The organism is Variovorax frigidus (assembly GCF_051216515.1).
Lineage (GTDB): Bacteria > Pseudomonadota > Gammaproteobacteria > Burkholderiales > Burkholderiaceae_C > Variovorax.
The window spans coordinates 233,119-257,356 of record NZ_JBPJZF010000002.1; the positions used below are offsets into that span (position 1 = coordinate 233,119).

The 24,238-nt window shown below is 63.7% G+C and carries 21 protein-coding genes and 1 pseudogene; 6 read left to right on the forward strand and 16 right to left on the reverse strand.

Annotated elements, in window-relative coordinates:
• Positions 1-169 precede the first annotated feature (169 nt).
• The 4 genes from ACSFBC_RS06335 to gspD form a co-directional block, all read right to left on the reverse strand.
• Positions 170-1,429, reverse strand: a complete 1,260-nt coding sequence (locus tag ACSFBC_RS06335; RefSeq protein WP_435509475.1) for a substrate-binding domain-containing protein — start codon at positions 1,427-1,429, stop codon at positions 170-172.
• Positions 1,430-2,051: 622 nt separating this feature from the next.
• Entirely contained in the window at positions 2,052-3,257 is a 1,206-nt protein-coding gene (gene gspF, locus ACSFBC_RS06340; RefSeq protein ID WP_435509476.1) for a type II secretion system inner membrane protein GspF, read from the reverse strand.
• Between the two features lie 14 nt (positions 3,258-3,271).
• On the reverse strand, positions 3,272-4,744 hold the full coding sequence (gspE, locus tag ACSFBC_RS06345) for a type II secretion system ATPase GspE (RefSeq protein ID WP_435509477.1): 1,473 nt from the start codon (positions 4,742-4,744) through the stop codon (positions 3,272-3,274).
• Complete coding sequence (gspD, locus tag ACSFBC_RS06350; RefSeq protein ID WP_435509478.1) at positions 4,741-7,185, reverse strand: type II secretion system secretin GspD; 2,445 nt, start codon at positions 7,183-7,185, stop codon at positions 4,741-4,743. The genes gspE and gspD overlap by 4 nt, the downstream gene beginning before the upstream one ends.
• A gap of 7 nt (positions 7,186-7,192) precedes the next feature.
• On the opposite strand from gspD, the gene ACSFBC_RS06355 reads away from it, so the two are divergent.
• Entirely contained in the window at positions 7,193-7,381 is a 189-nt protein-coding gene (locus ACSFBC_RS06355) for a hypothetical protein (protein ID WP_435509479.1), read from the forward strand.
• 109 nt (positions 7,382-7,490) lie between these two features.
• Here ACSFBC_RS06355 and gspM read toward each other — a convergent pair whose 3' ends face one another.
• From gspM to ACSFBC_RS06405, 10 genes and pseudogenes are all read right to left on the reverse strand, one after another.
• Positions 7,491-8,051 carry a type II secretion system protein GspM gene (gene gspM / locus ACSFBC_RS06360; protein ID WP_435509480.1) on the reverse strand — a complete coding sequence of 187 codons (561 nt, stop codon included), beginning with the start codon at positions 8,049-8,051 and terminating at the stop codon, positions 7,491-7,493.
• Positions 8,052-8,101: 50 nt separating this feature from the next.
• The gene (gspL, locus tag ACSFBC_RS06365) at positions 8,102-9,316 is read right to left on the reverse strand and encodes a type II secretion system protein GspL (RefSeq protein ID WP_435510033.1); all 1,215 of its coding nucleotides are present in this window, start codon (positions 9,314-9,316) and stop codon (positions 8,102-8,104) included.
• A gap of 2 nt (positions 9,317-9,318) precedes the next feature.
• Positions 9,319-10,275 carry a type II secretion system minor pseudopilin GspK gene (gspK, locus tag ACSFBC_RS06370; RefSeq protein WP_435509481.1) on the reverse strand — a complete coding sequence of 319 codons (957 nt, stop codon included), beginning with the start codon at positions 10,273-10,275 and terminating at the stop codon, positions 9,319-9,321.
• Positions 10,276-10,359: 84 nt separating this feature from the next.
• Positions 10,360-10,812 (reverse strand): type II secretion system major pseudopilin GspG, encoded by a 453-nt coding sequence (gene gspG, locus ACSFBC_RS06375; RefSeq protein ID WP_435509482.1) that lies wholly within the window; start codon positions 10,810-10,812, stop codon positions 10,360-10,362.
• 893 nt (positions 10,813-11,705) lie between these two features.
• A complete protein-coding gene (locus ACSFBC_RS06380; RefSeq protein WP_435509483.1) occupies positions 11,706-12,137 on the reverse strand; it encodes a TIR domain-containing protein in 432 nt (143 codons plus the stop codon).
• A gap of 19 nt (positions 12,138-12,156) precedes the next feature.
• Positions 12,157-12,768 (reverse strand): annotated as a pseudogene (locus ACSFBC_RS06385) (SLOG domain-containing protein).
• Positions 12,769-12,771: 3 nt separating this feature from the next.
• Positions 12,772-13,191, reverse strand: coding sequence for a hypothetical protein (locus tag ACSFBC_RS06390; RefSeq protein WP_435509484.1), 420 nt, complete (start codon positions 13,189-13,191; stop codon positions 12,772-12,774).
• 16 nt (positions 13,192-13,207) lie between these two features.
• Positions 13,208-13,912: a hypothetical protein gene (locus ACSFBC_RS06395; protein ID WP_435509485.1), complete on the reverse strand. Its 705-nt coding sequence runs from the start codon at positions 13,910-13,912 to the stop codon at positions 13,208-13,210.
• A gap of 77 nt (positions 13,913-13,989) precedes the next feature.
• Positions 13,990-14,379 carry a TIR domain-containing protein gene (locus ACSFBC_RS06400; protein WP_435509486.1) on the reverse strand — a complete coding sequence of 130 codons (390 nt, stop codon included), beginning with the start codon at positions 14,377-14,379 and terminating at the stop codon, positions 13,990-13,992.
• A gap of 30 nt (positions 14,380-14,409) precedes the next feature.
• Positions 14,410-17,055 (reverse strand): AAA family ATPase, encoded by a 2,646-nt coding sequence (locus ACSFBC_RS06405; RefSeq protein WP_435509487.1) that lies wholly within the window; start codon positions 17,053-17,055, stop codon positions 14,410-14,412.
• A gap of 433 nt (positions 17,056-17,488) precedes the next feature.
• On the opposite strand from ACSFBC_RS06405, the gene radC reads away from it, so the two are divergent.
• From radC to ACSFBC_RS06425, 4 genes are all read left to right on the forward strand, one after another.
• Positions 17,489-17,995, forward strand: coding sequence for a RadC family protein (gene radC / locus ACSFBC_RS06410; protein ID WP_435510034.1), 507 nt, complete (start codon positions 17,489-17,491; stop codon positions 17,993-17,995).
• A 643-nt stretch (positions 17,996-18,638) separates the two neighbouring features.
• Positions 18,639-20,645: a ParB/RepB/Spo0J family partition protein gene (locus ACSFBC_RS06415; protein ID WP_435509488.1), complete on the forward strand. Its 2,007-nt coding sequence runs from the start codon at positions 18,639-18,641 to the stop codon at positions 20,643-20,645.
• Between the two features lie 244 nt (positions 20,646-20,889).
• Positions 20,890-21,339: a thioesterase family protein gene (locus ACSFBC_RS06420; RefSeq protein WP_435509489.1), complete on the forward strand. Its 450-nt coding sequence runs from the start codon at positions 20,890-20,892 to the stop codon at positions 21,337-21,339.
• A 590-nt stretch (positions 21,340-21,929) separates the two neighbouring features.
• Positions 21,930-22,235, forward strand: a complete 306-nt coding sequence (locus ACSFBC_RS06425) for a DUF736 domain-containing protein (protein ID WP_076196773.1) — start codon at positions 21,930-21,932, stop codon at positions 22,233-22,235.
• A gap of 53 nt (positions 22,236-22,288) precedes the next feature.
• On the opposite strand, the gene ACSFBC_RS06430 is transcribed toward ACSFBC_RS06425, so the two are convergent.
• Positions 22,289-22,957 (reverse strand): DUF6988 family protein, encoded by a 669-nt coding sequence (locus ACSFBC_RS06430; RefSeq protein WP_435509490.1) that lies wholly within the window; start codon positions 22,955-22,957, stop codon positions 22,289-22,291.
• Positions 22,958-23,541: 584 nt separating this feature from the next.
• Between ACSFBC_RS06430 and ACSFBC_RS06435 the strand changes: the two genes are divergently transcribed.
• Complete coding sequence (locus ACSFBC_RS06435) at positions 23,542-23,889, forward strand: DUF2958 domain-containing protein (RefSeq protein WP_435509491.1); 348 nt, start codon at positions 23,542-23,544, stop codon at positions 23,887-23,889.
• A gap of 39 nt (positions 23,890-23,928) precedes the next feature.
• Here the strand turns inward: ACSFBC_RS06435 and ACSFBC_RS06440 are convergent, their stop codons facing one another.
• Entirely contained in the window at positions 23,929-24,219 is a 291-nt protein-coding gene (locus ACSFBC_RS06440; protein WP_435509492.1) for a helix-turn-helix domain-containing protein, read from the reverse strand.
• Positions 24,220-24,238: the final 19 nt, after the last annotated feature.

A 24,238-nucleotide genomic window follows, 5' to 3' on the forward strand; every position in this document is an offset into this window, starting at 1 on the left:
TTTGGGCACGCGGTTTCGCCCGGCCGCTTCGCGAAGCTGATCGATACCAACCCCGAAATTGGAAGGCCGGCCAGACACAAATTCCTGGCCGGCCAGAACGAAGGTTGAAAGTGGGCCCGCGTTGCCAACGCCTCGCGGGCATCCATCAAACCCTAGGTATCACACACGCTCAGGCCGGGCGGCCCTTGCCGGCGCAGACGCTGGTAAAACCCACGCTCTCCGGGCTGGTTGCTGTGTAGAACGCGTCGAAAATTGCGGTCCTCCAGTTGGCCGGCAGCTTGATGAACGAGTGCGCGGTGATCGCGGCGTCGTTGTCCGTGGTGTTGTAGTGCTGGCGAAAGAAGTTGCGGATGCGGACGTTGTCGGCCGCACTCGCATAGCACTGGCTAAAGATCAGGTTGGTCGCGCCAACGATCGGGTAGCCCGCCGCGGGATTAGCCAGAGGGCTCACGCCAGACGCCACATAGCCGATGCCCCAGCTGGTGGCGAGTGCCGAAGCTGCCGGAGGATTGATACCAGTGAGTGCAGCCGTGACATTCACCTCGGTCGGCAACAGATTGCTCGTCACGCCGTTAATCGTGCGCGTGATGGCCACGACCTTGGTCGCGTCACCGAACGCAACCTTGTCCGGGCTCACGTACGTGATCGAGTAGGGGTTGGCGGCCAGCGCCGCCACCACGCCATCGCTACCGGTCGCGGCGATGTACTTGCTGGTGTTAGTGACGTTCACGACCGAGGAGTACGTGGTGCCGACCGAAGGCACGAAAGTGGTAGTAGGGTCGCTATCGATATCCACCTTGTTGAGGTGGCGCAGGAAAATCTCGGTGGTGCCGCTGCTTTCTGCGCGATAGATGACCTTGATCGGCTGATTCAGGCCCGGGATGATCTGATTCCAGTTGGTGATGGCTGGATTGGCAAAGATATCGAGCAGTTGAACGCTGGTCAGGTTCAACGAGGGGCGGCCGGCGATGTTGTACGGCACGGTCACCGAGGTGAGGACAGCCGGCACCTGGATCAGGCGACCAAAGTTCGTCTTGCCCAGTGCGTTGGCGGGAGCGTCGTAGGCCGTTTGTTCGGCTGCGGTCACCAGCGAGTCGCTGCCGGCGTAGTCGACGGTCACCGCCGGCGAGTAATAAGGTGCGCCGCCAACCGTTAGCAGGCCCGAGTTGTTTTGGAAGAAAGAGTTCTTTCCCGCGCCGCTGCCCACGCCGACATAGGCGTTGAAGCCCGGGCTGGGGACTGTGCCCGCAGCGGTTTTGTTCAGAATACCGATGCTCGACGTCGTGGCAGTCAGGGCCTTGCCATAGAGGCCTTCGGGCAACGTTGCACCGCCACCCGCGACCTGGGCCGAAGCAGCAGCGGCCATGGTCATCACACCGACTGCGACCAGCGCCGACAGCGCCTTGCGTTTGAATTTAACGGAATTCATCGAATTGCTCCTAAGCAAACTAGAAAAGTTTGAGAAAACAGAAATGAACCGAACAGATCCTCAAGCACCTCTGCGCTCACTACTTGCAGCGCCCCAACACCCTTGGACCCACATGTCGCCATTGCCTTGGCGACGAGATAAGTTTGCAGATCGTCGATGACCATGAGTTGAAAAAATTACCCGAACATTCCATCAATTTCACCTGAACATTCAAGCACTTAAGGCGAGCTTCGAAGCCTCGATGGAAAGCAGCCAAGCACGTGCAAGATCGCCTTGCAAAGAGGATGCAAGCTCTTGATTCTTCATACCAATCTGTTGTCGATCGCTCGGATCAAACTGCGTCGTGCATGGACTTGTCACGCTTCAAGAACGGGCGCTCGATGAAAAATCCTCCCGAACATTGGGAAAAGCACACCCGAACATCTGTCTAGCGCGCATCCTTCGGCGCTTTCGCGAGCAAAGTTTTTCGAGATCGTTCGGGAACTTAGCGTGCAATAAGCGATAGCCGCATCAGCATCGAACTGCTGATTCGCGATCGAGACCCCAATCGACGCATCGTTGCTGGATGCGTCAAGATTGCCTGCGGCTGCGGCTGCGGCTGCGGCTGCGGCTCGCCTGAGCCTCACTGCACCATCTGATTGATCTCCATGATCGGCAGCAGAACGGCCAGCACGATCAGCATCACCACGCCGCCCATGCCGAGGATCATCAAGGGCTCCAACAATGCTGTGAGGCGCGCGGCACGCCGCTCGAGGTCGCGCGACAAATTGGCGGCCGCTCGATCGAGCATGGGTGCGAGTGCGCCGGTCTTCTCACCGCTCGCAACCATGTGGATCAGGTTTGAGGGAAACAGCTTCTGCACCCGCAGCGCAGACGCGAGCGGCGCGCCTTCCCTGACGCGCGCGGTGGTATCGGCCGCGCACTGCCTGAGCCGGTCGTTGCCCATGGTCTGGCGCGCCGCCTCGAGTGCGCGCAGCAGGGGCACGCCGGCATCCATGAGGATGGCCAGCGTCGAGGCGAAGCGCGCAGTGTTCACACCCAGCACGTACCGCCCCACCATCGGAAAGCTCAGCATTGCGCTGTGCCAGCGCAGGCGCACTGCGTCGTCTCGCAGCGACCATCGCCAGGCCGCGAAGATGCCGGCCGCCGCCGTCGCGGTGAGCCATCCCCATTCGCGTACGAAACCGCTCGCGGCTAGCATGGCCTGCGTGAGCATCGGCAGTTCCTGGCGTGCCTGCGAGAAGGCGCTGACCACCTGCGGCACCACGTAGCCGAGCAGGAAGATCACGATGCACACCGAGACGAAGGCGACGACCGCGGGATAGATGAAGGCCGTGAGCATCTTGCTGTGCAGATTGTCTCGGCTCTCCAAGTAATCGGCCAGCCGTTCCATCACGCGCGCAAGATCGCCCGAGTCCTCGCCCGCGCTCACCAGCGCGCGGTAGATCGCGGGGAAGTCGCGCGGGCGCTCGCCGAGGGCGTCGGCCAGCCGCATGCCACCGCGCACATGATTGCAGACGGAGGTCAGTGCCTCGGCGACGACCTTGTGCTCCGCCTGCTCGATGGTGGCCATCAGCGCCGACTCCAGTGGCAGGCGCGCGCCCAGCAGGCTCGCCAGTTCGCGCGTGGCCCAGCAGAGGTCTGCGGCGCCGAGCCGTGGACCGAGCCAAGCAAGGCCGCCGCCGGCTGCGGCACTCTCGTAGACATCCAGCGCCGTCAATCCACGTTCGCGCAACTGCAAGCGCACCGCGCGCACCGAGTCGGCCAACATCGTGCCTGTCTGGATCTTGCCCGTCGCATTGGCGGCTTCAAAGTGGAATCGCGGCATGCGCCCCTCCCTGGTTACCCGTCGTCGCGCGTGACACGTAAGATCTCCTCCGAGGTACTGACGCCCGCAGTGACCCAGCGCTGACCGTCCTCGCGCATGGTGCGCATACCCCGGCGGCGCGCCGCGTCGCGCATGGCTTGCTCGTTGCCACCGTCGTGGATGATCCGGCGGATCTCATCGTCGATGACGAAGAGCTCGTGGATGCCGGTGCGCCCCTTGAAGCCCGACTGGTTGCAATGGGCGCAACCCACAGACACCCAGCGGATGCTGCCATCAGCCTGCGTCTCTGCGAGCTTGCACTTCGGACACAGGCAGCGCACCAGCCGCTGGGCCAGCACACCGAGCAATGAGGAAGACAGCAGGAACGGCTCGATACCCATATCGGTCAGGCGCGTGACCGCCGAGATCGCATCGTTGGTGTGCAGCGAGGCCAGCACGCCGTGCCCCGTGAGCGAGGACTGCACCGCGATCTGCGCAGTTTCCAGATCGCGGATCTCACCGATCATGATGTTGTCCGGGTCTTGCCGCAGCGCAGCCCGCAACGCCGCTCCGAAGGTCATCCCGATCTTGCTGTGCACCGGGATCTGGTTAACGCCGGGCAGGTCGTACTCGACCGGATCTTCCACCGAGAGAATGTTGCTCACGCTCTTGTCGAGCTGGCCAAGCGCGGCGTAGAGCGTGGTGGTCTTGCCGCTGCCGGTGGGGCCGGTCACGAGCACGATGCCGTGCGGCTGGCGAATCAGCCGCGTGAGCGCCTCCAGCGTGTCGGGCGCCAGCCCCAGGCGCTGCAACTGCAGGCGGCCCGCGTCCTTCTCGAGCAAGCGAAGCACGGCGCGCTCGCCGTGCACGGTGGGCACGGTCGACACGCGAACGTCGATGGGGCGCCCACCCACGCGCAGGGTGATGCGCCCATCCTGCGGGATTCGCTTCTCGGCGATGTCAAGCTGCGACATGATCTTGATGCGCGAGATCAGCGCGGCGTGCAACTCCTTGCGTGGCGAGACCACGTCGCGCAGCGTGCCGTCGACGCGATAGCGCACCACTGAGTGCGTCTCGAAGGCCTCGAAGTGCACGTCGCTGGCGCCGTCGCGCGCGGCCTGCGCGAGCAGCGCGTTAATCATGCGGATGACGGGCGCGTCGTCCTGTGCGTCCAGCAGGTCGGCCACGGCCGGGATGTCCTGCATCAGCCGTTCCAGGTCGACCTCGGACTCGGCCGCGCCGACCACGGCGGCGGCACTGCCGGTCTCGGCATAGCCCGCGGACAGCAGCGCGTCCATCTCCTGGTCGGACACCTCGCGCCACGCATGGATGTCGGTCTGGCGCTGCGCCTCAGTCAATGCCCAACCCGGCGTGCGCGCGCTGATCGCGAGCGACATTGCATCGCCCTCACGGCACGCAACGATGCGTTGCGCACGGGCCCAGGCGTGCGGCAGGATCGGCGTGGATTGCAACTCGGGGCGCAGAGGCAGAGGAAGGGCCGCGTTCATGGTGCCACCACGATCTCCGGCTTGTAGCCCAGTTCGCGCAGCACGCCCACGGCGGTGTCGACCGCGCGCGCATCGCGCGGCAGGTCCACGCGTATCGCATGGCCGATGCCGCCCGGCCCGGACACGATGTACGCAGCCATTCCACTGATGCGCACACGCCTGGCAATGTGCACCGCATCCTCCTGCTGAGAGACGTCGGCCACCTGAAGCACGCTCCTGTTGTTATCGGGTGTGGCGTAGAGCACTGCAGGGTCACCGGTGACGCCGACGTTGGAAGGCAGCTGAGATCGGATTTCGGGTTCCTTCGGCGCGTTCGAAGCAAGCCGCTCGCGCACCTCCTTGGATGTTTGTGTGGCGGGCGCCTGCTGCTCGCGAGTGGTGCTCCATTGTTCCGGCCGCAGGTCCACCTTGGGTGGCCGCCCGGCCACGGGCACGTCGGCCGGTGGCAAGATGGGTGCAGCCATGTCGGGCAAAAGCAGATGCTTGCCAGGCTGCCCCCGGCTTTGCTGCATGCGCATGAAGTTGTAGCGGTCCTGGGTGAGACCTCGGCCCGCATTGGCATCACGGATCACATAGGGCCGCAAGAAAACCATCAAGTTGGTTTTCACGCGTTGCCGTTTGTCATACCGGAACAGATTGCCAAGCACAGGAATCGTTCCGAGACCTGGCACCGATTCCGTCGTGTTGGTGACGCTGTCCTCCAACAGACCGCCCAGAACCATGATCTGACCGTCATCGAGCAGCACACTGGTGTCCAACGCCCGTTTGTTTGTGACGATGCCCCCCACACCGGAATTCTGGTCGTCGATGCTCGAGACTTCCTGGTAGATGTCGAGCTTGACGGTGCCACCTTCTGAGATCTGCGGCCGGATCTTGAGTTGCAGGCCGATGTCCTCGCGCGTCACGGTCTGGAACGGGTTGTCGGAGCCGCCGCCCCCCGGCGTGATGTACTGGCCGCTGACGAAGGGCACTGTCTTGCCGACGATGATCGACGCCACTTCGTTGTCCAGCGTCAGGATGTTCGGCGTCGAAAGAATGTTGGCGCCGCCCTTGGTTTGCAAGGCACGTGCCAGCAGGTTGAGATTCAAGATCTCGCCCCCACCGGGAAGCTTCACCGTGCCGTCGACGATGCCCAGGTTGAGGCCCTTGGGAAGCAGATCGATGGTGTTGGTCGCGCTATTGTTCAGGCCCGCGCCACCGCCAAGGTTGGTCCCACCAATGAATCGGCCATTGTTCCGCATCCATTGAATCCCCAGTTGTGCCGCATCTTGTTCCGTGACCTCCACGATCAGGCTTTCGACCAAAACCTGTGCTCGCCGCTGGTCGAGCATGTCGATGACACGCCGGATGCTGCGGTACATCGGCTCGGGCGCCGCGATGATGAGCGCGTTGGTGGTCGCGTCGGCCTGCACCGTCACGCCGTTCGCCGAGAACGCGGTGCCCGTGCCACCGCCCTGCTGTGCACCGCCAGCGTTGCCGCTGCCCGCACCAAAACGCGCACTGGCACCGCCGGTGCTGTTCGTCGCACCCCGCGCACTGGCGCCTGACGTTGGGGCGCTGGTTCTGGCCGTGCTACCCGAATTTCCCGTACCGCCTGGAGACCCGGTGCCACCGAGCATGCCACCGGCCCCGAGCGCCGCGCGAGCGCTGTCACCGCTTCCTAGCGCCGTGCTGCCCGAGTCGCCAGTGAGCAGCCCTCTGAGCACTCCAGACAGGTAAATCGCCTGTGCATTGCGCAGATACACAACATGAAGGTTGCCAGGGTCCTCCTGCGTGTTGTCAAGCTTGATGACTAGGTCGCGTGCAAGTGATGTGCGCGCCGGACTGCTCGAACGGATGATGACGCTGTTGGAACGCGGGTCGGCCAGCACGACGATGTCGCGCTTGGGCTCGTTCCCACCGCCTTGCAACAGTTCATTGGCGAGTCCTGCGATGTCCACCGCGACCCCGTTGTGGACCTTGACCACATCAGTGTCGAGTGATGCCGGCGTGTCGATGCTCTCGATGATGCGCGCGATGCGCTCAAGGTTGTCGACGTAGTCTGTGATAACCAAGGTGTTGTTGGCCGCGTAGGCAACGATGCTGTTCTCCGGGGCGATCATCGGCTTGAGTACCGGGACAAGCGCATCGGCGCTCTCATATGCCAGTCGGAAGGTACGGGTGGCAATGCCACCGCCGGGGGTTTTCGCATTGACTGAGCCGCCTTGCAGCTTTGCATCGGCGACCGGCACCACGCGGCTGACCTTGCCCACATCGACGATGGTGAAGCCGCGCATGCGCAGGGCCGACACCAGCATGTCGTAGGCCGTCACCGCCGGGATCTCTCCGTCGGAGACCAAGGTGATCTGGCCCTTGACGCGCGGGTCCATCAGGAAGTTGCGGCCCAGGAACCGAGACAGTCCGGAGATCACGGCCTGAATGTCGGCGTCGACGAAGTTCATCACCGCCTTGTCCTCAGCGCCCCCCCCGGACCGGTACGCCGGCATGGCCGAGCTCGCGGGACGCCGCTCGGACTGGACGGGGCGCACGACGCGCCCCGTGGTGCCCGGCGCGGGCGCCGCGCCCGGGACTGTGGGCTGCGCGGGCAGCTTCGGCGCGGCCGCAGCCTCGGCGACCGGGCCCGAACTCGGCACGTAGGTGCCGTCGCGGAACAGTGACTCCTCCGTCGTCGTCGCGGCGCATCCAGCCAGCGCCAGACAGCACAGCAGCGCACAGCGCATTCCTCTTCGACCCACGTTCGCTCGCATCATGATCCGTTCCCCGTTTTTCGTTGCACTGTCACCGTGGCACGAGCCCGGACCTGCTCCATGGGGCCCGATGAACCGCGGCCCTCGGACCGCTGCAGCGTGACCTGCTGCACCGCCATCCCCAGACGTGCCGGGGCATTGAGCAACCAGGCCATCACCCGCGGCACATCGGCGGCACCTTCGAATTCGATCTGCCATGCGGCATCAGCCTCACGCAGCCGGTAGGCGCCGGCCAGGCCCGCCGCATCCAGGCTCGCGCGCAAGCGCTGTTCCACCGACGCATCGCCCAGTGCAGCCGTCGGGCTGTCGACATCGGCCAGCACCTCCTTGAGCGCCGCGGCCTGCGAGCGCAGGCGTGGCAGTTCGTTGCTCCAGTGTTGCAGCGTGTCCAGCGCCGGCTTGGCCAGCAGTAACCAAACGGCCGCCACGGCCACGACCACCGCCATCGCGATGACCTGCTGGCGCTCGCGCCGCGACAGCCCGCGCCAGCGGGCCTGTCCCTGCGCCAGCACCGGCTGCAGACGCGATCGGAGCGCCGTCGACCACGCATGCCAGAGCATCGGTGCCTGCGGTCCGCGTTGAGGCCCGCGCCGCGTACGCCAACGGCCGCTCATCGCAAAGTTCCCGAAGCGGCAGCCTTCGGCGCGGGCGCCGTCCGGGACGCAGCCCCGTCGCTCTTAGTCGCGGCAGCGACCTGCATTCGGAGGCCGCCATCCTCGGCCTGCACCGCGAGCCCCCGCTCCTCTGCCCGTCCTTGCAGGGACTTCAGCTCGTCCGGGCCCGGTGCGGCGCCCTCACGCCAGCGGACTTGCAATTGGCCGTCGCGGAACTCCAGCCGCTGCACCTGTCCCCCCGCCTGGGTGAGCAGCCCTGCGGAAGCCCGCACGAGCGCGGCGAAGTCCGCCGATGCCACCGTACCCGAGCCCGCATGCCGCGCATCGCGCAGTTGCCGCGCCTGCTGCAGCGGATTGAGCACCACCGACACATCGGGATACGCGGCCTTGACCTGCGCTGCCATCTGGCGCGTCAACGCCTGGCCCTGCGCGGCGACCTGCGACGCGTGAAGGTGGAGGCCCGCGAGCCACACAAGCGCAGCGGCCGCGGCCCAGCCGATCGCCGGGCGCAACCAGCGACGGTCGGCTTCATGAGTCCCGTTCCCGCCCGTCGACAGCGTCCAGTGCCAGCCACTGCCGGTCCAGGGGCCGGCTACCTCGTCCACTTGCAACCAGTGCAATGGCGGCGAACCGGGAAGCAGCAGCTGCAGCCTCGCCTCAATCTGTGACGGTTCCATGCACTCAGCAGGAATGGGATGCAGGTTGCCGTCGTCGTTGCCGGTCCGCACGATCAGCCAATCATCAACGACGATCGCGCTGGCAACGCCTTCCTGCGGACCGGGCAGGAAGGCAGGCGGTGGGTACACCGCCTGCACAGGCAGGCCGTGGTCCAGCAGCGTCCGCAGGCAGCCAGACAGGACATCAGTCCCCATCCAGGCCACCGGCACCGAGCCCTTCTCGCTGCGCGGGCCGAAACCGACCGCGAGGCCCTTCGGCGACGCCAGCGCCAGCAGCTCAACGGCGCCGAGTACTGCGCTGCGCTGGCGCCGGGCCGGCAACGGCGGCAATTCGATCTGCGTCATCGACACGTCAGTCGGATGCGGGCAGACCTCAACACGCCGGGGTTGGTAGCGCGCGGCAATCGCCGCCAGTCCCTCGATGCGTTCGCTGTGCCAAGTCCCCTGCGGCGTGCGCCAAGCGCACCGCACCGGCGATGCCTCCATGTGCCGCGCGGGCGGCAGCATCAATCGCAAGAGATCGACGCGTGTCACCTTCAAGCGCCCTCTCGCAGCCACATCACCCGAGGCAACGTTTCCTTGTCGTCATGCAGCAGCGCCTGCATCAGCAGCGTCGTGCGGGACATTTGCAGGGCACTCGAGACTCGGAACCACTGGCTGGTAATGCCGATGAGGATTTCGCTCTCGTCGAGATGCGGCATCTGTAGCCTGTTCGCGAAGTCGCCGCGGTTGATGAACCACTGCCCGTTGTCACGCATCTGCAGCAGCGCACGCGCACGGTCCAGCGCGAGGCCGGGCACCCAGGCGGCAAGCACCTCGGCCTTCGCGGTGTTGGCATTGATCCACGTCCTTTGCGGCAGGACCGTGACGAACGGGCCAAGGCGCGCGACGCTGCCGGCTTCCACGCCGGGCACGGCCAGCAGGTCTTCGACCGCGCGCAGACGCGGCGCCTGTTCGCGCGCGGGCAGGTCCGCCAGGCCCAGTTGCTGTGCCGCCTCCCTGGCCGCCTTGAGCTCGGACGGCAGAGAAGGAGCGGCCGACTGCCGATCCGCTTCAACCAAGCTCACGGCGACCCGCCTCGCCATGCGACCGGCCTGGTCCGCCGACACGCCGAGCAGCGTGCACAGCCGCAGGAAGGCTGCGCTCTCGACTGGGTCGATCTGCCCGCCGTTCACGAGGTTGCGCAGATTGAACTTGGACTGCTCGTCGATGATCTCGGTGAACGCGCGCGCCGGTGCGCCCTCGATCTGGCCGAGCACTTGTCCGTTCACCGGCCGACTCCACAGGCCGTCGAGGCGGGTGGCCGGCTCGCGCTGCGCCTCGGCGCGCAGCACGAGCTGCGCGCGACCGATCTCGCCGCGCAGCAGCCAGTGCGCCTGCGCCAGCGTCTGTTCCGCCTGGGCCGCGCGGATGGCCGCAGTCTGCCTTCCAAGCAGGGCCGAGGCCAGCACCGCGATCACTGCCACCACCAGCAGCACACCGACGACGGCCATGCCCTGTGGGACATGGTTTGGCTGCACGCAACGTCGTCTTTCCCGGCCCGCGGGCTGCGTCCTGGTTTCACCCATGGAGACCGCCTACAGCTGCCAGGAACCGATGTCGGTGTTGGCTTTTTCTCCGCCGGGCTCTCCGTCGGCGCCGAGAGAGAACACGTCGATCTCACCGTTGGTGCCGGGGTTGAGGTATTGGTAGGACTTGCCCCAGGGATCGTTGGGCAGCCGCTCAAGGTAGTTGCGCCAGTTCGGCGGGACCTTGCCCCCAGTGGGTTTCTCAACCAGCGCCCGCAGGCCCTGAGCCGCGCTGGGGTACTCGCCGTTGTCGAGGCGGTATAGCTTGAGCGCCTGCATCACGGACCCCACGTCCTGGCGTGCCGCCGTGGCGCGCGCTTGGTCGGGGCGCCCCATCAGGTTGGGCACGATCAATGCCGCGAGCACGCCCATGATGACCAACACCACCATGATTTCGATCAACGTGAATCCCTGCTGCAGCCGCAGGCGCAGGTGCTTCTTTTTGAGGGTCCCTGCGGCCATGTTGCGCTCTCCGGATCAGTGCATTGGACAGCTGGAAATGATGATGGCCCCGCGTGTCAGCTTGATGGAGAAAGTTCGGGAACATTTGCGGTTTCGCGTTCCCAAAACGCACGATCCTTCGTGCTTGGATGCCAATTTCACCCGAACATTTGGGATGGATCTGCCAAGCATGTGCGTCAGCAGCTTGGGCCCCAGGTGACGCGAAGACAAGAAATCCACCGGGACCGGATAGACAACTTCTGCCGTTTCGGAGCGCTCCGTCAGGAAGAAGATCGACCGGAGCCGACCTGCTCTGGCAGGATAAGCACCGCCACCGGTTGACGCTATTTCGGCTGGCGCTGAGGCGGCCAATCCGCACAGGCTGCAGGTCAGTGATAGCCCATGATTCAGTGCCTTGACAAAGCGATCTATCTGAATGGCCTGCCTTCAAGTGGTAGCACTTGGCACGGTGATCCGTCAGCGCGTGCAAGCGGTAGGGACGAAATCGCGGGCATCCAACGCATCATGGCCAAGGCCTGGGACTTGCTGCATCCAAGGATGCATGAGGAGGCGGCATGAACAGGAACCACGACGTCGAATTGACGTACCCTAAGTGCAGATTTAGACCGCGCCGCGCCGGAGGGCACCCAAATGCGAGTCCAGAAGTCGAACGGTGGTTTACATGTCTACGCAGTCGCTGGCACGTATGTTGGCATGCTCGGCTTTGAACCCGGGGCGGTTCAGTAAGACTAGGTTGAGATCGACGTAGTCGTTCTTCGAGATGAATCCGAGAGCGCGAGCAACGGCGAAGCGTTGGCTGAAGTTCGATAGAGGACCGACTGCTTGAAACAGGGGTTCAGCGATCTTTTCATCGACCACAAGCGAGCGCAAGTAGATGCCAAGATAGTTCTCAACTAAGCCTCCACCAGAACCACTGCGCCGCGGTCAGACTCTCTGTGGAACGAGTCGATCATCGTGTTCCAGTTGAAAAGGTTTAATTCGTGCGGCTTGCCGCCAGCAATCGTCGCCTGCTGGCTGTGATCAAGAAGACGGTGGATGCGGACGCCAAAGAGTCCTTTTTTTCCATCATTCCAAGACTTCTCGATTTCGTACTTCACCCATTGACGGCTCGCTGTTTCTGCGCCAACCAACACGACGGTGCAGGTCCGTCCGGTCAGTTGCTCGTCAATCCATCTGCGGATTGCCGTGTCGCCACCGCGCTTCACTTCTTCCCACTTGTTGTCGGTGGCAGAGGGGTTGCCTTCGACGACGCCAATATTACGAACTTGAGATGCGCGCCAAGCATCTCGCTGGTAGTGAAAGCTGAAAAATACCCTGCGCGCCATACCGGCCTCCTTGAGTTAACTATCGTCGTTCGTCGATTGATCTTCGGCTGTGCCTTGCATCGGCGTGGGGGGGCAGTGCCGAGTGGAACAAGCCGGCAAAGTCCACGCTGAAAATTGCGGACTCCTTGGGAATGCCGAGTCGTTCGGCAAGTTGGCGAGCCGCCCCACCGGGAGCTGCAACGGCCAGGGTCTTGGCTACAGGATGAAAGCGCCCAAACAAGTCAAACTCTGCCTCGACTCCTTCCATGCCTCCGATGAATACTGCGGCAGTCAGATCGGATCGAGACAACATGGCTTTACGCATGTTCAATAGGCTGGCCTCCCTATCATTGAGTACAGCATCGACAAAAACGACATTGCCGAAGTGTTTGTTCTCATCCGGAAATCGGTCTTCAAAAAACCGGCTCTAGTACAGCACGACCGACTTCGCGTAGTCGATCCCGAGGTCTTCGCAAATGGACCAGATCATCGGCGTGATCGCAGGATGCCCGCCCCAGACGATCTGTTGCGTCTTGATCACTGCCATCACCAGTTCACGGACGGCGCACTGGATCAAAAATGGGTCGGCGGTTTCGTGGTAGTTGCCACGGCCAACCAACGGCACACTGGCGGACAGGAAGATTGCGCCCATCTCTTATGCCTCCCAATCTGCGAACTGCCACGCAGCTTCGCTGGCCTTGACCCAACGAGCGCCCCGAACATGGCTTCCTACCCAGTCGAGATGTCCAAGCCAGCTGGGGTGGAGACCGATCGGGTCATACACCACGGCGACAGAGCGATCAGGCGCATTGGTCGTCGCATCATGCAAAGTTATCGAAGTAGGCACGCCGACGGTGGGGTAGACCACAACATCCCGCCCGTCCGGCAGCTGAACATACACGGCCTTGTTCAGACCAACGCCCGCAACCTGTCCGCCGAGCTGCTCTACCGCGTTGCGGATGTTGCTACCCAGGTTGAGATTGCGAACTGCATGGCTTTGGCTGCGCACGGCCTCGAGTTGCAGACAGATTCGCACTACGGCTTCCTCTTTCAGCCGACCCGTTGCCGGATCCACCTCATCGGGAACAAGTTCAGCTCGGCTTGCGGTCCCGGTGCGTACCGAAGGTGTCGAATCTGGCCAACCAACGCGGAGCACCGAGATACCCTTGGCCAGCGCACGGCCGAATTCGGCGCTCGTCCAACGGCTGCCGAAGTAGTTTGGAGTGTCTAGCATGACCAGAACATCCGAATCGCAGAGGCGATGCCACAGCATGGCCTGAATCCTCAGCCGGAGCGATGCCGTGGGTGTCAAGGAAAACATCAAACAATCGGGCAGAGAACGCGTCGAACAGCTGCAATGCAGCCTGCCGTGCCTCGTCTCGGCGATAGCTCACAAAGACCCGGCGCTGACGAGGCAATAAGCCCGCACACTCCAACAGCGCCGAGGTCGTCCGTTGAACACCGCTGACGTTGTAGGCTAGACAATTCAAAGGGCGCAGCACCTCCGGAATCTCTTCATGTACTTTGGTGATGTCAGAAACGACCGGCAGTATTGGAATACCGCGACGCAGCAAACTTGCAATATTGGATACAGGGGCGCCTGCAGCACCGAAGAACACTGCAGCGGCAGACTTGGTCTGTGCAGGATCGAACGCATCCGGGCGCACATGCCAAGCAATCTCGCCTCCTAGGCGCAGTCCGAAAGGTGCAGTTGCAGCCGAGATGCTGCTTTCAAGCTCACCGAGGATCGCATCGGTCGGCGCGCCGAGGACAGCCAGTTCATAGAGGACTGTCAAGGGACTACCTTCAAAGATTTCTGACGAACACACCATTGGTGTTCTGCCCAGGGTCCCATACAGCGAGCTCGTTCTTGTCAGACAGATCGACGCGGCGATACAACTGCAGATATTCGTTGCCGTGCGTCTGTGCACCGTCTTCGGTCGGGACAATCAAGATGCGGTCGAGCTGACTTCGGCGTCGCCAGGAACAGAAAATACTCCAGGTCAACGATCTTCTGCTTGATGCGCTGCGCAGTTTCCCGGCTCGGGGTATCCGGCATTTCGGCGTCCTGCCAATCGATGTAAACGCGCCAGCCGGCATCGGACAGTAGTTGAACCAAGCCCTTCGCCAAGTTCGCGTCATGGTGGCTATGGCACAGGAATGCTGTCTTGACGCCCAATGTCCGGGCCTCGTTCAAAGACCGGGTTACGACGGTGGCTTGTCGCGTCGCCGCCGAACGCAATGCATCGATCTTGATTGCCATATGATTTCCCCTCGTTCTTCGTCTATCTGTTCACAAACTATTCGAACCAAATGCGGTTACCGTAACAACGGGAGCCGCCTTGCGCTTCTTGGCTGTCTCAACACTACGCTTGTCGATCTGTGAGCGCCACGTTTCCAGCGCCATGATGTCGACGAGCAATTCATCGGGTTCAGGGATCGCAACGCCACCCAGCAGCGCCTTGTCGTGTGCGTAATTCGAGCACTTCGTCATACCGGCATTCACTTGAGCATAGTCGTCGTCTTCGACGCTGACGCCAGCGAGTCGCTGCGTTTCCACTCCTTTGCGGAAACGCAGGATGACCTCGCGCAACAGCACCTCTTCGACGGCGCGCTCCCACGCCATGCGCAGCCGAAAATAGGCATCGACAGTCTGCTTCCGGTGCTCCTGCTCTTCGCCGTCCTTGTGCAGTTTGGCTATGGCCTGATGCCGGGCCTTCAAGGCGCCGATACGCTTGCTCGCATTCTTGCCCTCGAACGGCAGTTCAGGATCGGCAATGCCGAATCCCTCTGCACGCCGAGTCAAGCTCTGCGTGGCAATCGTCGCGCCGGCCAGCTTTGCTTCCTCCGCGAGGAGACAGAGGAAATAGATGTCGTGAGTGAACACGATCACTTGGCGTTGCGCAGCTTCGGTGGCCAAGCGCTTTGCCACGCGCTCGCGCCGGCGATGATCGAGCGAAGACACCGGATCGTCGAACACGATGCCGCCCTTGCCACCGCTCAACCCGACTTCTGCCAGGAAGGCAGCGATCGCTACCGCGCGCTGCTCACCCTCGCTCAGGATATCGCCGGGGCTGCGGCTCTGCGGCAGTTCCAGTTTCAGCTTGTGCAGCGCCTTGCCCCTGTCGGCACGGCTCTGAAGTGAAACACGCAGCGTACCGACACCCAGCGCTTTGAATTCGCGGTTCAACGCTTCGGCCAGTTCCTTGGAGACTACTTTCTCAGCCAACTCTGAGGCTTTCAGCGAGATGGCGTTGGTCTTGACGGCCGACAGACACTTCACGAGCTTCGCTTGGTGGCTGAGTTTCGCGACCGCCGTGACGACAGCGTCCTTGACCTGGCTCAGTCGTATGCGTGCATCGAGTTCACCAAACTGCTTTTGCAGGGCCGCCCGCGCCTTTTCGTCCGATGCCTTCTCCAATGTTTCGGCCTCGGTGTTCAGCTTGTCTGCCAGAGCCTGGAGCCGCGCAGCCGGGCTGACTAAGGGCTGATCGATACCGTCCCATTGGTGCGAAAGCACTGCAGCCTTGATTGCTTCCTGGCGAGCGGTCAGCAACGGCTCGAATGCTTTTGCATCAGCCGCAAGTTGCGGGTCGAGGACTTCGATTTCGCCATGGGTTACATCGTCCAGATTCAGCGTCAGGACATGTGCGACGAAAGGCTTGTATTGGGCGAACAGTGCGGTTCGGCGAGCCTGGGATGTTTTCTCGGCCTCCTGCTGGATGAAGGCCTCGAAGCGCAGCATGCGCTCCGCGCCTTCGCCGAGAGGCTGCTGGCACAGTGGGCAGGGTGCTTCAGCGCCCAAGTCGGGGAACGCCTTGTCCGGGTGGGATTCGACCGCGAACCTGCGGGCTGCATCGAAGAGCTCGCGCCAGACCTCGCCGCCGGTACCCGGCAACAGGTTCTCGCCTTCCTTGAACTGCTTGGCTGCGAGCGCGGCCGCCGCCTGCGCTGTGCGATAACTGTCCGCCAGGCCGCGCAGCTTTGCGGAGACCACCTGGTCGACCAGCGCACCCTTGTTTGTGGCATTTGTCGAGATGGCGGCCACGCGGCGAGCGCGCAGGCGCAACTGGGTTGCTTTCTCCTTCGGATTGTTCTCTTTCAGGCTCTTGTCGAATGCGACGCGCTGGGTCAGTTCTTCAGGCGTAAGCGTGGCCAGCGCATCGACCTGGGCAGTAGTCGTCTTGGCAGACAGCGATGTGATCAGCTTGCCGACGAGCGTGTCGCCCTGCAGCGGCACGAACGCGGTGAGGTCGGCAGCGAACTGTGCATGCTCGGTTTCGATCGAAGTCTTCAATTGCTTGCAGACCTTCGCCAGTCCTTCGAACACGTCCAGCCCATAGGGCACGTAGGAAAAATCATCCTCGCTGTCGAGGTAGGCGCGCGCGCAGCGTGAATCGAAGATGGCGAATGACGACAACTCGGGAGGCGCAGCCTTGCCCTGGGTCCAGTGCGCATCCCTGGCAACGCCGTCCACGGCAATTTCGAAGGCTGCCTCTGGATCGCCAGCCTTGCCGGCCGGCAGATTGGCGTTTGGATGGATGGCTTCCATCTGATCTCGAGCACGGCAGGCGCGCTTGAGCACGCGTGAGTACCCGGATTTCCCCGAGCCGTTGTCGCCGTAAATAACCGTCATTCCCGCCGCGCTGAACGGCAGATGCTGGTTCTCCGCGATCGCATTGACGTGGCGCATGTTCTTTATGGCGCGCAGCTCAACGTGCGTCGTCGCCTTGACCGGCGCGGGAATCTGATCGGCCGTGAGCGGCTTGGGCTTGCGGTCCTTGGGGTCGGGGATATCGTGTGCTGCCTTGAGCAGAGCGAAAAGATCCTCCTGATCCTCTGCCGTCAGGGTCTGTTTGGCCAGCAAGCGGGCGACCGCATCGCTTTGCCATGTGGCCAGCCCCTGCGTCCAGACCAGTATTTCCTGCAGTATCGACATGGGTCTCCTCCAGTCGTTGTCGTTGCTTTTCCTCTTCGGAATGCGCGTATGAGCGTGACCACTGAGCTCATGCAGCAGTAGTCATCGCGGAACATTCAGAAACATTATGGCGTTCCGGCGTCCCGCCGTCAGGCTTTTCGGGCGTTGCCCCGTGCCAAGCTGTGCCTGTCACCGCCTTGCGGCTTCTATCCTTCACGCCTCCGGCCATCTCTGCGTTCCTGGCCTGCGCGCTACGCTTGCCGTTGGACGGTGGAGTGAGACGGTGGGGTGGACTTGCTGTTCCCTTCAACCTACCACGCTGTTCTCTGCGTCAAGGTCTGCGCGCATTGCATGCGCTTGCGTCCTGGCGGCCGTCTGCGAACCCTGACACCTGCGCTGCAGCGTGCTGGGGCCGGTCTCGGGCAATTCCGCCCGCTACAGACCGGAGCAGACCATGTCGCATCTTTCTCTTTCCATCGAATCTTCCCTTCTCGTTCGCGATGTCGCGGGTGAGTACCGGCCAGCAAGCGCCGACGAAGTGCTGCAGGCCGCACAGCGGCTGCTGGGGGCGCAACTGCGCGGGCGTGAAGTGCTGCCGTCGCCGCAGGCGGTACGGGACTTCCTGCGGGTCAAGCTGGGCGGGCTGGAGCACGAAGTGTTCGCGGTGCTGATGCTCGATGCGCAGAACCGGCTGATTGAATACGTCGAGCTGTTCCGGGGCACGGTGAGCCAGGCGTCGGTCTATCCGCGGGAGGTTGTCAAGGAATCGCTGGCGCGCAATGCCGCAGCGCTGGTCCTGGTGCACAACCATCCGTCAGGGGTTGCTGAGCCGTCGCGGGCCGATGAGCACCTGACGCAAACGTTGAAGGCTGCGTTGGCGCTGGTGGACGTGCGCGTGCTGGACCACCTGATCGTCGCGGGCAGCGACGTGCTCAGCTTCGCGGAGGGCGGGTTGCTGTGACACAAGGGGCCTGCGGGCCCTTTGATTCTTTCCTTGTCGTGCGCGCTGCGCGCATGGTCCCGCGTACTCCAGGGGAGTGGCTTGCTCCAATCCCCGCCGCGCAGGCTTGGCGCCCCTCGATACCGCCGACCAGGCAGCGCCTGATCGGCCAGTCCATGTTGCCGATACGCGCTGGCGCGCTTGGTCACCTCCAGCCAGGCGTGCCCACGGCACGCGGGGGCGCTCGCCGCGCGGCCGTGGGTTCGTCGCTCCCCTGGCCGTTGGCCGGGTTTCCGTCTTTCCCCTCCTTCATCGCTGATCCCGCGACCGTAGCCGGTGGTGCCTGGCCGCCAAGGCACGCAGGGCCCTGTCCTCGCCTGCGGCTGCGGGCCGTACCAACCCTGCGCTTGTTTCCTTGACGGCCCGTCCCCGCCGGCCCGGTTTTTTCGCGGGCGATGAACTCAGGAAAGACGGCGGCAACGGCGACCAGCCCAGGTCACTGCGCCGAACCCACCGAAGCCAACACCGGGCTCCGAATCTTGGAATCCGGCTGGGGTGGGAGCCACAGGAGAGCCGCGCATGCAGATACCGACACCTTGAATTCCTTCCCTCTTTCTTCCCTTTTTCACTTTCAACGTCCCGGCAAGGGACAGGATATTTCAATATGAACACCGCTACCCTTCACGAAACCACCGCCGTCGCCGCTGCTGTCGCAGCCGTCACGGCTGCGCAGGAACTGCTGCTGATTCCGCTGTCCAAGCTGCGGCCTTCGAGCCGCAACGTGCGCAAGAGCGGCGGCACGTCAATACCCGAACTCGCTGCCAGCATCGCCCGCGTCGGCTTGCTGCAAAACCTCAACGTGGTGCTGGCCGCCGATGGCGATTACTACGAGGTCGTGGCCGGTCGCCGTCGCCTCGCCGCGCTCAAGCTGCTGGTCAAGCGGCGCAAGCTCGCCAAGGACTTCGAGGTGCCCTGCCTGCTGGGGTCCGATGCGGCGGCGCGCACCGTGAGTCTGACCGAGAACGTGCAGCGCGAAGCCATGCACCCCGCCGACCAGTTCGAGGCCTTCGCTGATCTGGTGGGCGAGGGACGCCCCATCGAGGACATTGCCGCCGACTTCGGCGTGACGCCCTTGGTGGTGCAGCGGCGCTTGAAGCTCGCCAACGTCTCGCCGCGCCTGTTGGCCGACTACCGGGCTGACGCCGTGACGCTGGAGCAATTGATGGCCCTTGCCATCACCGACGACCATGCGGCGCAGGAGGCGGCGTTCTATGAATCGCCGCAGTGGCAGCGCAGCCCGGAGGCGCTGCGCGACCACCTCACGCATGAAGAGATCGACGCGGGCCGCGATGCGCTCGCGAAGTTCGTGGGCGTTGAGGTCTACGAGCAGGCTGGCGGGGCCGTGCGGCGCGACCTGTTCGCGGACGAGCAGAACGGCATCTTCCTCACGGATGCAGCGCTGCTGGAGTCGCTGACGAAAGACAGGCTCGTGCCGATGGCCGAGCAGGTGCAGGCCGAGGGCTGGGGTTGGGTGGACGTGGCCCCGCGTGCCACCTACGCCGACTTGCACCAGTTCCAGCGCATGCGCAGCAAGCGGCGCGAACCGAGCAAGGCCGAAGCCAAGCGCATCGCCAAGCTCGAAGCGCAGCAACGCAAGCTGCAAGACCATCTGGACGACGAGAACGAGGACATGACGGACGAGCAGGCGCAGGCAATGCAGGACGAGATGGGCAGCCTGGGCAATGAGCTGGAAGCCTTCGAGCGCACGCTGATGGTCTATCCGCCGCGCGGGATGGCGACGGCGGGGGCCGTGGTGTCACTCAACCACATGGGCGGGGTGATCGTGCATCGCGGGCTGCTGCCCGAGGCACAGGCCAAGGCATTGCGAGAGCAAGAACGCGACGGGCAAGGTACGTGTGACGAAGCCGAAGGGGGTAGCGGGCAGCGGGAAGCCAAGCTCACCATTTCGGAGAAGCTGGTCAAGCGCCTGAGTGCCCATCGCACCGCTGCCCTGCAGGCCGAGGTCGCCCGGCATCCGCATGTTGCGCTGGTGGCCGTGGTGCACCGGCTTGCGTTGCGCGTCATCCATGACGCGCACTACGGTTCGTCCATTAACATCACCGCCAACCCGCAGGCCCGGCTGGAGCAGTACGCGCCGGACGTAGCCGAGGCACCGGCTGCGGTGGGCATGCGACAGGTGCGGGAGGCTTGGGGCAAGCGCCTGCCCAGCGACCCGGATGCGCTGTTCGCCGAGTTGCTGGCAATGCCACAGCAGGAGTTGCTGTCGCTGCTGGCAGTGTGCGTGGGTTTCACGGTGACCGCCATCGCTTCGCGTGAGGACGAAGCCCCGGCTGCTGCGCTGGCGCAAGCAGTCGGGCTGGACATGCACGCGTGGTGGACGCCGACCGCAGCAGGCTACTTCGACCACGTCTCCAAGGCCAGGGCACTTGAAGGAGTGCGGGCCTTCGCGCCCGGCGAGGTGAACCGGCTCGGCAAGCTCAAGAAGGCGCAGATCGCCAGCGAGGCCGAGCGGCTGGCAGCGGGCACGGGCTGGCTGCCTGCGATGTTCCGCGCCCCGGAGGTAACGCCGGCTGACGTTGCAAGCCCTGACCCGATTGCTGAGGGGCAGGCCGATGCCGAAAACCACGAGGACGCGCACGCAACGGCGTGATCCTTATGACTCCCCGGCCGCGAGGCCGGGGATCAAGAAATCGGCGCGACGCGCGCGGCAGGTCTGCCGCGCGCGTATTGACTTCCCGGAACGCGCAAGTCCAACGCTCCCTGCGGGCCGCCTTACGCCAGCGCCCGCTGCGGTGGGTTGGGGATGCCTGCTGGTCACGGGAGCATCGAACAGCACCGATCGCCTGCAATCCAGCGCGCTGATCGAGCCTTCGACAACCCCATCCGGATAACCCATGAACCACCAAGGCGTCAGCGAGATATTCTTTGAAGAGTCCTACACCGTGCCGGCGGACCAGACGGCGAAGTCGCTTTTCGCGCGGCTTCCGCACGGAAACGGGTATGCGGAGCGACTGATCGAATGTCTTGCCACGGGATACCTGGTGGCAGTGGTCGAATCCATTTGCATTCGTGAGATGCATCAGCACGTCGATGCCACCACAGAAGTGGTGGTCGGTCGAACCGTCCGCATCGACCATCGGGGGCCAATCCCGCCAGGGTCGCCACTGCGGCTGCGCGGATGGCTCGAACGGCTGGGGGACCGGAGCGCGACATTCCGCGTTCAGGCCCACGATGCGCACGAGGTCGTCTGCGAAGCCACTGTCACGCTGGTGGCTGTCCAGCGGGCGCAGATGGAGTCGCGCATCGCGACAAAGGTATTGGCACTCCAATGCCCTGGAACCTAGAAGTGGGCGTCCCGCCGGTGGCGGAGCGCAGACACGACGCAGCTTGCTGCGCTCGGATGTCGTGCAAGCCGTCCTGATTAAAGCGGGCGAATAGTCCGCCAGACGACGGTGGCGCACAGAGAGCGTTCCGATGCGCAACTCCTTCCGCGCCACAAATGCCGATCTACTGGCAGCGCCGATGCAATGGGATCGTTCTCCCTTTTCGTTGCGCGGCTGACATGGACTGGGATCGCTTGGGGGGCCGTGCCGGAAACGCTGTTGCGGCGGAGACGGTGCAGGGGCCATGGGTCCTTTCGATACAGGATCACACCCACAGCGGCCTTGCATTTGTCGTGAATCCTGGCGAGGGCACGGCGGCGTTGCACTTCGTTTCGCGCCGCCTCGGGCTTCTTCGCCACAACCGTCCGGCCCGACAAATTTCCCCGACCTGCGGTCTTCCTCGCGAGGCAAATTTCTCGGGCCTCCCGGTCCTTCACTGCGTTGCGACCCCTTCGCTGCGCTATGGGGTGCGGCGCGCCCGGACCCTCACCCATCGGATCACGCCAAGGCCGCGATGGGCGCGACCTGGTCAACTTCATAAGGACTTCATCATGGCCAACATCGGCACCTTCACAGCACAAAACGACAGCTATACCGGCACGGTTCGCACCCTGACGCTCAACGTCAAGGTCAAGATCGTGCCCAACGACAAGGAGAGCGAGAACGCCCCGGACTACCGCATCGTTGCCGGCAACTTTGAGATCGGCGCAGCGTGGAAGAAGCTCAGCCGGGCTGAACGCCCCTACCTCTCGGTGACCCTGGATGACCCGTCGTTCCCGGCAACGATCTACGCCCGCCTGGTCGAAGGCGAGGACGGCGCGCACAATCTGATCTGGTCGCGCAGCAAGGGCGACTGAGCGTCGCCCTCGGCGCCCCGCCACCGGCGCGGCGCTTTTCTTCTGCCACTTCGCTACTTCACCAGGTCGGGCAGGCAGTCGGCGAACGCAGGCTGGATCTTGCTCATGGGCTTGGCGACCGCTTCATCCCATGTCAGGACCGCCAAGGTCATGGCGGTCATCGTGAGCAATCCATTGGAATTGCGCAGGATCTGCAGGGCCAGGTGGACCGGAAAGCCCTCGGACTGGCGGCGCAGTGGGCGGATGCCGCCGTGCACGAACGAGTTCAGTGAATGCCAGGGCACATCCTTGAAATGCGCCAGCATCTGATGCGCGGCCGCGGGCACGTTTGGTCCGACACGTTTGCCAATCTGCTCGATCATCTCGCTGGCCGAGGGGAGGTTCTTCGCGGCCTGCTCGCTCTGCAGGGTCAGCGGTGCGCTGAGCTTCTCGATGGCCAGATCGCTGGCGGCATATTGCAGCCACATGGCGCGGGTCAAGGCCTCGAACTGAAGCCGCATCAGGCCGACCGCCGACGTGGCCAATCCCATCGCCATCAAGGCGCGCAGGCTGAGCCCATGCTCGAGCGCCACGGAGCACATGCCGAAGGCGGCCTCGCCACGAGCTGAGGGATCGAACTCAGCGCCGTCGAGCAGGTGCAGCAACGAGCTGCACGAAGCGTCGGACCGACGGAGCATGACTTCCAGGGGATCGTCCGAGGGTTCTTGTTGGGGAGCTTCCATGCAGGCATCGTATTCGCTCCCTGTTGGGCTGCGCGTCATCAGACCGGCGCAGACTCGCCCCTGACTCACGGGTTTGCTGATGTTCCCAATTTAGTAAACCCGTATCTGCGTCTGCTTGCCAATCCGCTTTTACGGCTTTACGGCTCCACGGTTCAACGGCGATTTCGTGAAGGCGGCTTTACGCTTCGGAGGGTTTGTTGAATGCCGGATCGCCGGCTCTACGACTCTCCAGATATCCGTCATCCAGACCAAGCGTTTTTGTGCGTCTCCGGCGATGCCGGCCGCGCTGTCGTGCTGCGCATCAAGCCGCCGGTGGCGTCTCGCCCCTTCGGGCTTCCATCGCTGACGCCTTCGCGCCAGTCGGCGCTGCGCGCTGCGCTTGCCAAAAATCAGGTGCGTAGCGCTGGTGGGGGGGCTGGCTTGCTGTTCCCTTCACCGTATCACGCCGTTCTCACCGTCAAGGTCTGCGCGTGCTGTACACGCTGGCGGCCTCGCGGCCGTCTGTCGAACCCTGACAGCTGCGCTGCGCCGTGCTGCTTCCGGTCTCGGGCAATTCCGCCCTGATTCCTTCCAAGGAGAAGACCATGACGAAGCTCATCACGGACGAACAACGCGCGCAGCTGCTGGCCAACGGCCGGCAGTCCCTCGAACAGAAAAACTTCGATCCAGCCCCGGTGGTCAAGCTGTTCACCCCGGACGCCGGGGCGACCTGGCTGCTGACCGAGATCGACCCGGACGACCACGATCATGCGTTCGGTCTGTGCGACCTGGGCCTGGGCTACCCCGAGCTGGGGTGGGTCAGTCTGGCAGAGATCGCAACTGTGCGCGGCCGGCTCGGGCTTCCCATTGAGCGGGACTTGCACTTCGAGGCGCAGAAACGCTTGAGCACCTATGCGCGAGAGGCGCGTCTCGCCGGTCGAATCGTGGCCTAGCCATGACGCATCGGCAGCCGGCGACAGTCGGCGGCCGATCTACTCCTCATTCCTATGCAGACGCGCCTCGGTTTCCAGCATTAGTTCCCCAGCGCTACGGCCCAGCGCTCGTGCGATCTTCAGGATCATCGCCAAGGTCGGCATGTGCTCGCCGCGCTCGATCTTGCCCATGTGCGAACGCTCGATACCAGCCTGGTGCGCCAGGGTTTCCTGGGCAACGCCATCTTCGGTGCGCAAGGCGCGCACCGCATCGCCAAAGGCCCGTGCCGGGCCTGCCTCAAATGTCGTCGCGCCGGTCGGCCGCCCGCGCTGTATTCCCTGCTTCTGCATGCACAGAAGCGTTACGTTA